The organism is Streptomyces sp. NPDC031111, assembly GCF_055570675.1.
In genome coordinates this window covers 20,195-31,649 of sequence record NZ_JBVIGS010000041.1, presented here as the reverse complement: position 1 = coordinate 31,649, position 11,455 = coordinate 20,195, and the positions used below count along the sequence as shown (strand labels likewise).

Annotated in this window: 12 protein-coding genes; 5 read left to right on the top strand and 7 right to left on the bottom strand. The window is 67.9% G+C overall.

Translation table 11 applies throughout. The features are described 5' to 3' along the window. Positions 1-328: 328 nt before the first annotated feature. Positions 329-619, bottom strand: coding sequence for a hypothetical protein (locus tag ACZ470_RS39425; RefSeq protein WP_468434783.1), 291 nt, complete (start codon positions 617-619; stop codon positions 329-331). Between the two features lie 306 nt (positions 620-925). Between ACZ470_RS39425 and ACZ470_RS39420 the strand changes: the two genes are divergently transcribed. Continuing rightward, on the top strand, positions 926-1,702 hold the full coding sequence (locus tag ACZ470_RS39420; RefSeq protein WP_468434782.1) for an alpha/beta fold hydrolase: 777 nt from the start codon (positions 926-928) through the stop codon (positions 1,700-1,702). A 393-nt stretch (positions 1,703-2,095) separates the two neighbouring features. On the opposite strand, the gene ACZ470_RS39415 is transcribed toward ACZ470_RS39420, so the two are convergent. The 4 genes from ACZ470_RS39415 to ACZ470_RS39400 all read right to left on the bottom strand — a co-directional run bounded on the left by ACZ470_RS39415 (position 2,096) and on the right by ACZ470_RS39400 (position 5,916). Next, positions 2,096-2,239 carry a hypothetical protein gene (locus ACZ470_RS39415; RefSeq protein WP_468434781.1) on the bottom strand — a complete coding sequence of 48 codons (144 nt, stop codon included), beginning with the start codon at positions 2,237-2,239 and terminating at the stop codon, positions 2,096-2,098. 994 nt (positions 2,240-3,233) lie between these two features. Further along, positions 3,234-3,980: an SDR family oxidoreductase gene (locus ACZ470_RS39410; RefSeq protein WP_468434785.1), complete on the bottom strand. Its 747-nt coding sequence runs from the start codon at positions 3,978-3,980 to the stop codon at positions 3,234-3,236. Positions 3,981-4,049: 69 nt separating this feature from the next. Further along, complete coding sequence (locus ACZ470_RS39405) at positions 4,050-5,120, bottom strand: aldo/keto reductase (protein ID WP_468434780.1); 1,071 nt, start codon at positions 5,118-5,120, stop codon at positions 4,050-4,052. A 70-nt stretch (positions 5,121-5,190) separates the two neighbouring features. Further along, entirely contained in the window at positions 5,191-5,916 is a 726-nt protein-coding gene (locus ACZ470_RS39400; RefSeq protein WP_468434779.1) for an SDR family oxidoreductase, read from the bottom strand. Between the two features lie 138 nt (positions 5,917-6,054). Here ACZ470_RS39400 and ACZ470_RS39395 point away from each other — a divergent pair, with 138 nt between their 5' ends. Next, on the top strand, positions 6,055-6,618 hold the full coding sequence (locus tag ACZ470_RS39395; protein WP_468434778.1) for a TetR/AcrR family transcriptional regulator: 564 nt from the start codon (positions 6,055-6,057) through the stop codon (positions 6,616-6,618). Between the two features lie 586 nt (positions 6,619-7,204). Beyond that, complete coding sequence (locus tag ACZ470_RS39390) at positions 7,205-7,423, top strand: Tn3 family transposase (protein ID WP_468434777.1); 219 nt, start codon at positions 7,205-7,207, stop codon at positions 7,421-7,423. A gap of 44 nt (positions 7,424-7,467) precedes the next feature. Here the strand turns inward: ACZ470_RS39390 and map are convergent, their stop codons facing one another. Beyond that, entirely contained in the window at positions 7,468-8,250 is a 783-nt protein-coding gene (map, locus tag ACZ470_RS39385) for a type I methionyl aminopeptidase (RefSeq protein WP_468434776.1), read from the bottom strand. Positions 8,251-8,315: 65 nt separating this feature from the next. Between map and ACZ470_RS39380 the strand changes: the two genes are divergently transcribed. Further along, positions 8,316-8,621: a helix-turn-helix domain-containing protein gene (locus ACZ470_RS39380; protein WP_468434775.1), complete on the top strand. Its 306-nt coding sequence runs from the start codon at positions 8,316-8,318 to the stop codon at positions 8,619-8,621. A gap of 278 nt (positions 8,622-8,899) precedes the next feature. On the opposite strand, the gene ACZ470_RS39375 is transcribed toward ACZ470_RS39380, so the two are convergent. Further along, positions 8,900-9,772: a helix-turn-helix transcriptional regulator gene (locus tag ACZ470_RS39375; protein WP_468434774.1), complete on the bottom strand. Its 873-nt coding sequence runs from the start codon at positions 9,770-9,772 to the stop codon at positions 8,900-8,902. A gap of 190 nt (positions 9,773-9,962) precedes the next feature. On the opposite strand from ACZ470_RS39375, the gene ACZ470_RS39370 reads away from it, so the two are divergent. Further along, positions 9,963-10,724: an SDR family oxidoreductase gene (locus tag ACZ470_RS39370; protein ID WP_468434773.1), complete on the top strand. Its 762-nt coding sequence runs from the start codon at positions 9,963-9,965 to the stop codon at positions 10,722-10,724. The last annotated feature ends 731 nt before the right edge of the window (positions 10,725-11,455 follow it).

Below are 11,455 nucleotides of genomic sequence, written 5' to 3'. Positions count from 1 at the left end.
ACCCCCCCAGGTCATCTGTCCGACAGGGGGGAACAGTCATGCCGGGCCCGGAGGCCAGCGGCCCTCTTGCAGGACCGCGGAAAACATAACGGGGGGCACGCTCCGCACGATTGCGCCGCAGCACCCGGGACAACTCACAGGCACTCATACGTGACCCTGAACAGGTCGTGGCGCCCGAAGACCAGGCAGAACGGGTGGCCTACGGGGTGGTACAAGGCGTCCTTCGACGAAAACCACAGGTACGGACCGGCACGAACGGCTCGGTCAGGCCCCAACGTCAGCGCGGCACGGCGATGCTCCACTGCTCGATTCGCATGCGCGCTGTGCGTCAGCGCACCGCGCCGACTCGCACACCACCGACGGCCAACCAGGACAGGGCCACCTGGGGCGACGCCCTCGCGGCGGCTTGAACTCGACCGGTACCCACCACTCCGCCGTCGTCGGTTCGTTCACCCGCTTCCGAGCGCGGCGAAGGCGTTGTCCAGGAATGTGGCGAGTCGCCGCGGCCGTCGTCGCCGGCCCAGTGCTCCAGCGCGACGGTCAGGCAGTCCATGGCGGCGGCCACGCGCACAGCCGCGAGTGCGGGCGTGGCCGCGGGACGCTCGGCGAGCGCGTCCATCAGGGCTGGTGCCAGGTGACGGACTTCTCCCGCAGGCCAGTGCAGAGCGCAGAGGTGTCGTGCACCAGGCGGAAACGTGTGCTGCTGATTCACGTGCCTGACGACGCCTTTGGATGGTCTGTGTCCCAATGCTTACGCAGCCCTCGTACAGGTGACGTCCTCGGATGACGTAATGCTATGGTGATCATGCCAGTTGAGGACGTGGCTGCGGCAAGATTGATCAAAGGGATGATTGGTCTGCCCGATGCATTCTCGCGGCTACTACGCGACGGAGGCAGTGGCCACTACCTATGAAAAGAGGAACGAGTGGCAATCAGTCGTCGCCGATTCTCCGCGCTGGGCGCGGGAGTCGCTGCCACACTGGCCGAGGGCTCGACCGCTCAGGCGGCGCCTCGTTCGCGTCAGCATCCAGCGATCCGCAATGTCGTGCTCGTGCACGGCGCTTACGCGGACGGATCTTCCTGGAGAAAGGTCATCTCACTCCTCCAGGCCGCAGACATGAACGTCACCTCGGTACAAAATCCGCTCAGCTCCCTCGCCGCTGACGTTGCCGCCACGAACTTCGCGCTGGCGCGACAGGACGGTCCCACTATCCTCGTCGCGCATTCCTATGGCGGCACTGTCATTTCCGAAGTCGGACTCGCCCCGAACGTCGCCGGGCTTGTCTACATCGCCGCACGTGCCCCCGAACCGGGCGAGGACTTCGCCGCACTTTCCGCGCAGTTCCCCACGCCTCCGGTCACCCGCGGAATCATCACCTCTGGAAGCTTCAAGATCATCGGGAAGACGGCATTCCTTGAGGACTTCGCCAACGGCGTGCCTCGGAAGGAAGCACTTGCCCTCTTCGCCGCGCAGGGACCGCTCTCGACTGCTGCGCCCACGACAAGTGTCGCAGCCTGGCAACAGAAGCCTTCTTGGTACGCAGTGTCAAAGCGCGACCGAACCATCAACCCTGACCTTCAGCGTTTCATGGCAAAGCGCATGGGCGCCACGACCATCGAGGTCAACTCCGGCCATCTTTCCCTCGTCTCTCACCCCGAGACGATCACTCGGCTGATTCTGGACGCCGCGACCAGCGCCTGAGGACCACCACCGCGGGGCGCTGTCGGCACGCACGCGGGAGAGGCCGGGCGATGCCGTTCGTCCGCCTCGGCGGGAGGCCGAGTCGTGCGGCATCCGAGCCCGCCGACGCCGCCCACTGCGCGTCGACACCGACCTTCCGCAGTGCGAAGAACGCGGTCGCGGCGGCGGACAGGTCGGGACGTCCGACACAGGTGGGTCAACAGCCCGGATGCCTGCAGCACCGCTGCCGCGCCAGCACGCAGGGCCATGTCGAAGTCGCGCTTGGGGCAGCGCATCCGGTTCGCGAGCATCCGGGCCGCCATCTCCTGACAGGCCGAAAAGGCGTCGTCGAAGTCGCCCTCGGGGATTTGGCGGATGTCAAGGCCTGCTCGCCGAAGGGGCCGTTGGAGGGCCTCAGCCGCTCCCGCCCGCAGCCGCGCAGCGGGTCTCGGGAGTGTCGCCGATCGCCCAGAAGGTCCAGCCGATCCAGCTGATACTGCGACCGGAGGTGGTGACGTGGGCCAGCCACGCCGCCCGGTGCACGATCTCGTCCCGCATCTTTCCGGTTGCGGGATCGGTCCAGTCCGCGGGTCGGCGAAGCCACCGTTGCGTTCGCCAGCGCTCCAACTGGGTCGGGTTGATGATGTATCCGAGTTTTCCGACGGCGTCGACCAGGGCCAGGTCGAGGGAGGAGGGCTACGAGCGGGTCATGGTCAGCTCCTGTGGTTCTGGTCGCTGGTGGCGAGGACGGTGTAGACGGCAGTCGCCGTTTATGCCGCTTCTGAACGAACCGGAAGAACCTCGCGGGGCATCAAATCACCGCAGGCCACAGCCATACCGGCCGCTCATCGTTCGAGAGCATCGCCATCCATGGAGGCCCTCCTGCACGATCGGGCCGCCGAGGGCGGCGAATTCACGCCCGACGCCGAGAGCGACCGGCCCTGTGTCAGTGGCGTCTACTACGGTATGGGGTGGCGGTCATCAGACCGTGGGCCTGGCTCGAAGGCCCGGAATCCTTTCGGCCCGTGACCGGACGTTCGTCCGAAGGTGCCCCCGCTCCGAGCCCCGCTCTGCAGTTTCGTTGGCCAACGCTTCCTGCGCGGCGAGTCACGGGATCGCCGTCCTCCTGGAGGTGCCTGCCATGCCGAAGGATCAGGCCCGGAAGAAGGAACTCGCCGATCTCAAGGAGCCCTTCGGCAACAGGCACCACGACGCGGTCCCGGTCGGCGCAGGAGCGGTTATCTCCTCGGCCCCGAGTCCGTCGTGGACGGCACCTCCGATCGCCTACGAGCAGCAACACAAACAGGTGTCCACTTCACGGGGGAAGGTTCAGTCGACGTGCCTTTGTGAGCCGCGACAACCTCATGGTGCGAGCATCTTGATGCCGTCGCCGCCGAACTCGATGGCCGCCCACGCAAAACGCTCGGCCGGGAAACCCCAGCCGAGCGTCTGCATAAACTGCTCGTGGCCTGGTCGACACGACCACGTGTTGCAGCCCCCTGAAACCGCCGTGGTAGCGGGCCTCACGCCCGTGGCGGGACGGCAGACGAGCTCAGAGCTGGGTTTCGCCGCCATCCACGGCCAGCTCGATGCCGGTGGTGTACGTGGCGTCGAAGGCGAGGAATGCGGCCGCCTTGGCGAACTCTTCGACGGTGCCGTAGCGCTTCATGGGGTTGCTCGCGGTCCGCTCCGCCCTGAACTGATCGGCGGCCTCCTTGGACAAGTTCATCGTTTCCAGAATCCCCGAGTCGATGGGACCCGGGCTGATCGCGTTGACACGGATTCCCCGCGGAAGCAGCTCGCGGGAGAAGGAGCGGGCCATCGAGCGCAGCGCCGCCTTGCCGGCCGCATAGACGCTGGTGTCCACCATGCCGATGGCGTTCGCGATCGAGGTGGTGAGGACGATGCCGGCGTTCGCGCTCAGCAGCGGGGCGAGCTTCTGCACAGTGAAGAAGGCGCCCTTGACGTTGATCGCGAACAGCTCGTCGTACTCGTCCTCGGTCGTCGACTCGAGGGGCGTGAGGGGTGAGATGCCGGCGTTGACGAACAGAGCCTCGACCGAGCCGAGCTCGCTTTTCACACGGCCGGCGAGTATATCCAGGTCGGACAGTGAGGCCACGTCCGCCCGGACGGCCACGGCGTTCTCGCCGAGCCGCTCGCGTGCCGCGTCGAGCTTGGCCTGAGAACGGCCGGTGATCACCACGCGGGCTCCGCCTTGCACCAGCAGCTCCGCCACCGCGAGCCCCATGCCGCTGCTGCCACCCGTGATCACCACATTCTTGTCGCTGTACTTACCCATATCGAGGTTGCTCCGATCCATCATCAAAAAGGTGGTGGTATGTCTGGATGCCGCCGTCCGTGGGGCGCATCAGCGGCGGGTCTCGATCTCCATGTCGCCCGAGGTGACCGTGCGGATGTGGTCGCTGGCGAGCAGGCCGTGCGGGTTGCCGAGGTCGATGGCGCTGACTTCGTCGAGGCGGGCCAGCTGGGAAGGAGTGAGGTCGACCTGCAGGGCGCCCAGGTTGTCTTCCAGTTGAGCGATGGTGCGGGCCCCGATGATGGGCGCCGTCACGCCCGGGGAGTGCAGGGTCCAGGCCAGAGCGACCTGCGCGGGTGTGCCGCCCAGCTCCGAGGCCACATCCTTCACCACATCGGCGATGGAGAGGGTGCGTTCGGTGACCATTCCCAGGGCGGCGTTGAGGCTCTTGCGACTGCCGGCGGTCTCGCCGGCGACGGGGCCCGCCGGGTTCAGGTCGTCCCGGCTGTACTTGCCGGTGAGCACCCCACCGCCCAGCGGGGAGAAGGGGACCACGCCCAGTCCCATCTCGCGTGCCATCGGGATCAGGTCACGCTCCGCGGTGCGCTCGATCAGGCTGTACTCGGTCTCCAGCGCGACCAGTGGCGACCAGCCGCGCAGGTCGGCGATCGCCTGCATGCGCGAAACCTGCCAGGCCGGGGCGCTGGAGATCGCCACGTACAGCACCTTGCCCTGCCTCACCAGGTCGTCCAGGCCCCGCAGGATCTCCTCCACCGGCGTCCTGAAGTCCCATACGTTCACGTAGAGCAGATCGATGTAGTCGGTGTTCAGCTGCCGCAGACTGGCTTCCATCGACGCCAGCATGCTCTTGCGGTGGGTGCCTCCGGAATTCGGGTCACCGGGCTGACGCAGCGTCGAGTACTTCGTCGCCAGGACCAGCTTGTCGCGGTTGGTGCGGGCGAATTCGCCGAGCAGTCGCTCGGAGCTGCCATTGGTGTAGGTGCTGGCGGTGTCGAAGAAGTTGCCGCCGAGCTCGGTGTAGCGGTCGAAGAGCTTTCGCGCTTCGTCGCGCTCGGCGCCCCAGCCCCACTCGGTGCCGAAGGTCGCTGTGCCCAGCGCCAGCGGTGAGACCCGGAGTCCGGAACGGCCCAGCAGCCGATAGGTGTCGAGAGTGAGTGCCATTGTGTTCTCCTGTGAGGCGTGCGGTTCGTGGCGTTCGAGAGGTGCGGATCGGTGGTCGGCTCGCCCGGGTTCAGGTGCCGAGCCCGTAGCCGCCGGCCACGGTGATGTCCTGGCCGGTGATGTAGCCGGCGGCGTCCGAGGCGAGGAAGGCGACTGCTTCCGCGACCTCCTGGCTGGATCCGAAGCGCTCGAAGGGAATCTTCGAGCGCATGGCGTCCCGGCCGCTCTCGGGCACCCCCAGCTTGTTGAGCAGCGGGGTGTCGGTGGCCCCGGGGCTCACGGCGTTGACGCGAATCCTGCGCGGGGCCAGTTCGAGCGCGAGCGAGGGCAGCATGGCCAGCAGCGCGCCGCGTGTCGCCGCCCCCACCGTGGCGCCAGGGGTGCCGCGACGGGATCCGATGCCGACGGTCAGCACGATCGAGCCACCGTCGTTCATGAGAGGAAGGGCCTTTTGGAGGGTGAAGTACTGGCCCTTGAAGTTGAGGTCGGCGTGCTCGTCGAACGATTCCTCCGTCACCTCGGCAACCGGTGCCGGACGGAAGATCCCGGCGTTGAGGAAGAGCAGGTCCAGCGATCCGAACCGCGCCGACACCGCCGACATCAGGGCGTCGGTGTCGGCGAGCACGCGCCCGTCGGATCGGACGACGAGCACGTCGCCGGGGAGCTCGGACTGCGCCCGCGCGAGGGACTCGGGATTCTGTCCGGTGACCGCGACCTGGTAGCCACGGGTGTGCAGCAGCTCGGCCGTTGCTCTGCCGATCCCGGTCGTCCCCCCGGTGATGAGAGCTGTAGGCATGGCAAACCTTTCGTCGCTGGAGCGATGCGTGAGACCACCCGCAATCGGGGACCTCCCCGGTTGTCTCACTGTACGCTGAACCGGGGATATCCCCGAATCGTTCCCGCGTCTCATCCGACACTCACGATCGCGAAGGTCATGACACATCCACGCAGCACCCTGCGCGCCGACGCGCAGCGCAACCGCGAGCAGCTGATCGCCACAGCCGCCGAAGTCTTCGCGTCCGGACGCGCGATCTCGCTGGACGCGATCGCCAAACGGGCGGGAGTGGGGAACGCCACGCTGTACCGGCACTTCCCCACCCGAGAGGATCTGGTCGAAGAGGTCTATCGGGACCAGATCCGGCCCTTGCGCGAAGATGCGCGCACTCTGCTGGCTACCAAGCCGCCCGCGCAGGCCCTCCACGCGTGGATGCTCCGATTCGCCGACTGGGCCGGTGAACGACGCGGCATCTGCGAGGCCCTGGTCGCCATGAGCGCTTCCGGTCGCTTCGGCACCGGACCGGTCTGCGACGAGGTCCAGCAGGTCCTGGCGATGGTGCTCGAGGCCGGCGCCACAGCAGGAGAGCTGCGCAGCGACATTGACCCGGTCGAGGTAGGCGGCATCCTCGCCGGTTTGCTCTCCGTGGCCGGCGCACCCGAGCAGCGCCCCCAGCTGAACCGAATGCTGAACGTCGTCGTCGACGGACTCAGGCCCCGCTAAGCGGTACGCCAGCGGTTTGGCGAGGCGTCGGCCTGTGCCGGACGGCATGGCTGCGGCCGCGGCGGTCGTGGCGTCCCAGACCTTGGTGAGGACCGTCGGGATGGTTGCCTACGTTCGGCTCGTTCCCCGCCTCGCGACAGCGCCCGAACGGCTCGTCAGGTATTCCTGCCGTCGCCGCTCAAGGGGGATCACTGAGGTGGACCCAGAAGCCGCCCAGTAGTTGATCTTGGAGGCGTCAGCGCTTCCGACGGGCGGCGGGGTCGCGTTCGGCGATGTGCCGGGCGACTGCGTCGAGGCTGGGGCGGGCGTAGTGTTCCAGGGAGCGGACGGAGGCGTGGCGGGAGCGGGCCGGCGGTATCGGGGTGGAGGTGCCACCCTCAGCGTCGTGTGTCAGGGCACTGTGGCGTAGCCGATGGAGCGTCCAGCCGTTCAGATCGGCCCTGGCGATGACACCAGGCGATCGCCTTGCGCGCGATGGACAACTCCCGGTTGACAGTGTCGGCGTCCATCTCGTCCGCCCGCGCCGCCGTCGGCTCGGCCAGCACCTCGGGCAGAGCTGGGCCGTCGATCGCGGCGAGTCAACGCCGTGGTCCTGTGGAACGCCCGCTACCTGGATGCCGCCGTCGCCCAGCTCCGCGCCGAGGGCCACGACATCAAGTACGAGGACGTGGCCCGCCTCTCCCCGCTCAAGGACCGGCACATCAACTTTCCGGGCCGCTGTCTGTTCAACATCAAGGCCGGCGGACCCGGTCAGGGCCTGTGCCCCCTCCGGGACCCGGAGGCTGTCGAAGACGACGAGGATTGACGGCGACGCACCCGGCCCGCTGGGCCACTCGTTACAACGCCCTCTTACGGTCGTGCCTGCGTGGGCAGGGTGAGGATTTCGGCTCCGTTGTCGGTGATGGCGATGGTGTGCTCGCTGTGCGCGGTCCGGCAGCCTGTCGCGCTGCGCAGCGTCCAGCCGTCGGCGTCGGTGACGAGTGTGGCAGTGTCCGCCATGACCCAGGGCTCCAGGGCGAGCAGCAGTCCGGGGCGCAGCTTGTATCCGCGGCCGGGCCGTCCAATGTTCGGGACGTGTGGGTCCTGGTGCATGGTCGAGCCGATGCCGTGCCCTCCGAACTCGGTGTTGATCGGGTAGCCCGCCTTGCTGAGGACTGTGCCGATGGCGTGGGAGAGGTCGCCGATGCGGGCCCCAGGCTTGGCGGCGGCGATGCCGGCGGCGAGTGCACGTTCGGTCGTCTCGATCATCGCAACACTCTCCGCCGGCCTGGCCTTGCCCACCAGAAAGCTGATCGCGGCGTCCGCGGCCACCCCGCCCCTGGCTACGGCGAGGTCGAGAGTCAGCAGATCCCCGTCTGCCAGCGTGTAGTTCTGTGGCCGCCCATGGAGCACTCCGTCGTTGACGGCCGTGCAGATGTAGTGCCCGAACGGGCCGCGCCCGAAGGAAGGCGCGTAGTCGACGTAGCAGGACTGCGCTCCCGCCTCGGCGATCATCTCCTTGGCCCACTGGTCGATGTCCAGCAGGTTCGTCCCGACCGTGCTGCGCTGCTTTAGCGTGTGCAGGATGTTTCCGACCAGGGCGCCGGTGTCTCTCGCCCGCTCGAGCCGCACGGAATTCAGGATCTCGATCATGGGGGACCTCTCATGTGCGTCAAATAACTATCCCGGTCTAACTATACCGGTATTAGAATGGCGTCATGGTCAGGTTGCCGCTTACCCCCGCCGAGGTAGAACGCGGACAGCGCCTTGGCGCCTTGCTCCGCCGAGCCCGGGGCTGCCGCTCGATGCTGGACGTGGCGCTCGCTTCGCACATCTCGCCGGAAACTCTGCGGAAGATCGAATCCGGCCGTGTGGCTACCCCCGCCTTCCCGACCATCGCAGCGATCGCCGACACCCTCGGCCTGTCTCTTGACGCCGTCTGGGCCGAGATCAGCCAGGTGGAGCCGGTCGTCGAGGATGGGTCGGTCCTGCCTGTCGCACGGCATCCATCGCTGGTTTCGTAACACCCACTCCACATCAAGTACGCGTGAGCGGACGAGCTTGTCCGTTGCCTCGTCAAGATCACCGGTGCAGAGCTACCGGCGCCTGCCCGACCCCGGCCGCTCAATCACCTCGATCGCCAAGCTGTTGGGCGTCTCCCTGGGCACCATCTACAACCACATCCCCAACTACGGCCAGGGTGACGCAGCCGATGCCGGACTGGCGGAGCGGAAGGGACGTACGTCCGGCGGTGCGGCACGGTGCGGGCGTTCTGGTCTCGACCCGGGGCGGCGCGTGCTCGTCAGGGTGTCTTCGGGTTCGGGGCGTCCGCTGGCCTGTCGTGCGCTGTGCTGGCGGGCTCGGTGTGTGAGAGCGCGGCGAGGAGCCGCAGTTTCTCTTCGCTGTCGCTGTCCTTCTCGGGGTAGTAGACGACGAGGATGACGTCGTCGACGGGGAGTTTGTCGCGGTGGAGGCGCAGGTCACCGACGACTGGGTGGTGGATGGTGGTGGTGCTCCCCTCGAGCGTGCGGACGTCGTGGCGGGCCCATAGGGTGCGGAACCGCTGGCTGGACAGGGCGAGTTCGCCGACGAGTTCGACGAACCGGGGGTTGTCGGTGTCGTCCCCGATGGTGGTGCGCAGGGCGGCGACGAAGTCGGCGGTGGCTTTCGTCCAGTCCTGGTGGAAGGCTTGTTCCTCAGGATCGAGGAGGAGGGAACGCAGCCGGTTCTGGCCGGGCCGCAGCCGGGGGGAGAGCGCGACAGCCATGGGGTTGGAGGCCAGCACGTCGAACGCGCGCCCTTCGACGAACGCGGGGATCTGAAGGTGGGCGAGCAGCTCGTGCACCCGCGCCGGTACGTGCTCGGGCCGCTTGCGCCGCGGCGCCCTGGGGCGGGCCGCCGCGAGGCCGAGCAGATACGTCCGTTCGATGTCGTCGAGCTGTAGGACCCGCGCGAGTGATTCGAGGACCTGCGGTGAGGGGTTCTTGTCACGGCCCCGTTCCAGGCGTAGGTAGTAGTCGGGGCTGATTCCGGCGAGCAGGGCGACTTCCTCGCGGCGCAGGCCGGGCACACGGCGGTTGCCACCGGGCGTCAGTCCCGCCTGTGCCGGGGAGACCAGCTCACGCCGGGCCCGTAGGTAGCTGCCGAGCCGGTTGCCGGATTCCTCATCCTTCATACCGACACCGTAACGCGGTGCGCGTGTCCCACCGGGGGCCCTGTCAGGACCGGGGATGACGGGGGACCTGCCACACCCGGCGGATCCCGAGAAGACTGCGACAGCACTGTTTCGACAAGAGACAGAGAGCATCACTGTCTGCGCCGCAGGCCTGAACACCGGCGGCGCCCTGGATCGAAGGGAAGATCTCGTGGATCTCTCCAACCGCACCGTTCTCATCGTCGGCGGAACCTCGGGAATCGGGCGGGAGCTGGCCCGACGGTTCGCCGCGGCCGGCAGCACCGTGGCCGTCGGTGGCCGCAGCCCGCAAGCACTCGCGGAACTCACCGAGGAAGGCTTCGGCACGATCGGCATCGACGTCACCGACAGTGCTTCCGTCGCATCCGCCCGTGACGCGGCGCTCGCCCGGTACCCCGAGCTGGACACTGTGGTGATCATGTCGGGCGTCATGCTCCTGGAGGACCTGCGTGACCCCGCGCACTTCGAGGCGGCGGAAACGACGATCGACACCAACCTGCTCGGCGCCATCCGCGTCGTCGACGCCTTCACCCCGCACCTGGTCCGGCAGGGTGCCGGCACTTTCGTCACCGTCAGCTCCGGCATCGCCTTCCTGCCGTTCCCGCCCATGCCCAGCTACGCCGCATCGAAGGCCGCGGTGCACGCCTACTCCGAGGCCCTGCGCGCGCAGCTCGACGGCACCGGTGTCGGCGTCGTCGAGATCGTCCCCCCGGCCGTCGCGACAGCGGGTCAGGAGAAGGTGAACCCGCACGCGCTGCCACTCGACGACTTCGCCACCGAGGTCATGGACCTGCTTTCGGCCGACCCCACCCCGCGCGAGGTCCTCGTCAAGGGCGTCCTCACGCACCGCTGGGCCGAGCGCGACGGCACCTACGACGACCTCGTCGCCCAGCGCTCCAAGGCCCTCGCCATGCTCCCCAGCCGCCAGGGCTGACCGCCTTCGCCGAACGGCGGCCTCCCAGTACGGCACCTCCGTGGGTGGCACCGCGCTGCCCGGGGTACCTCCACCGCCCCGGGTAGTCGGCCGTGTACTCGAGGGGTAGTCGGCGTTCGCCGGCAGCTCGATCGAATAGGCGCCGGTCACCGGGTCCGTGTGGACCGTGCTCTCCTCATGGCCCTGGACCGTGACACTGCCGTACAGCGACCCGTTGTGTCCGCCGCTGTCGTGACGGTGCCGGAGACGGTTCTGGAGGCCACGGCCTCGGGCTGGAAGGACTGCGTGACCGTCGCGTCTTCTGTGACGACGACGCCGGCGACCGGTACTTCCTGCCGGTCGACGGTGGCCTCGCCGTCGACACGGTGACCGACGCCAACACCGGCGCCGGACTGACCGGAGTGACCGTCACCAACGCGGACGCGACCGGAGAGTCGGCCGTGAGCGCCGCCACCCCGGACGACCCTGCCCTGGACGACGGCTTCTTAAGGACGGTTACGAACCGGCCGCCAGGATGGTGATGGTCACCAAGGGCGAGGTGACACCGACGACTGGAGCCTGACCAAGGCATAGCCCGTGGCCGACGTTCGTTCGTCATGGAGCCGGCAGTGATCCCCACAGTGCCGGCAGTGATCCCGACATGATCCGAAAACCCCTGTCGGCCGGTTCCCCGGAACCGGCCGACAGGGCCGTCCCGGGCCGCTCGCCCCGGCCGTCGGCCTGCCGAACTC

Coding starts and splice junctions, on each gene's coding strand:
- ACZ470_RS39425 (WP_468434783.1), bottom strand. CDS start 619: ATGGACGCGCTCGCCGAGCGTCCCGCGGCCACGCCCGCACTCGCGGCT.
- ACZ470_RS39415 (WP_468434781.1), bottom strand. CDS start 2,239: ATGCGGGACGAGATCGTGCACCGGGCGGCGTGGCTGGCCCACGTCACC.
- ACZ470_RS39410 (WP_468434785.1), bottom strand. CDS start 3,980: ATGGGTAAGTACAGCGACAAGAATGTGGTGATCACGGGTGGCAGCAGC.
- ACZ470_RS39405 (WP_468434780.1), bottom strand. CDS start 5,120: ATGGCACTCACTCTCGACACCTATCGGCTGCTGGGCCGTTCCGGACTC.
- ACZ470_RS39400 (WP_468434779.1), bottom strand. CDS start 5,916: ATGCCTACAGCTCTCATCACCGGGGGGACGACCGGGATCGGCAGAGCA.
- ACZ470_RS39395 (WP_468434778.1), top strand. CDS start 6,055: ATGACACATCCACGCAGCACCCTGCGCGCCGACGCGCAGCGCAACCGC.
- map (WP_468434776.1), bottom strand. CDS start 8,250: ATGATCGAGATCCTGAATTCCGTGCGGCTCGAGCGGGCGAGAGACACC.
- ACZ470_RS39380 (WP_468434775.1), top strand. CDS start 8,316: ATGGTCAGGTTGCCGCTTACCCCCGCCGAGGTAGAACGCGGACAGCGC.
- ACZ470_RS39375 (WP_468434774.1), bottom strand. CDS start 9,772: ATGAAGGATGAGGAATCCGGCAACCGGCTCGGCAGCTACCTACGGGCC.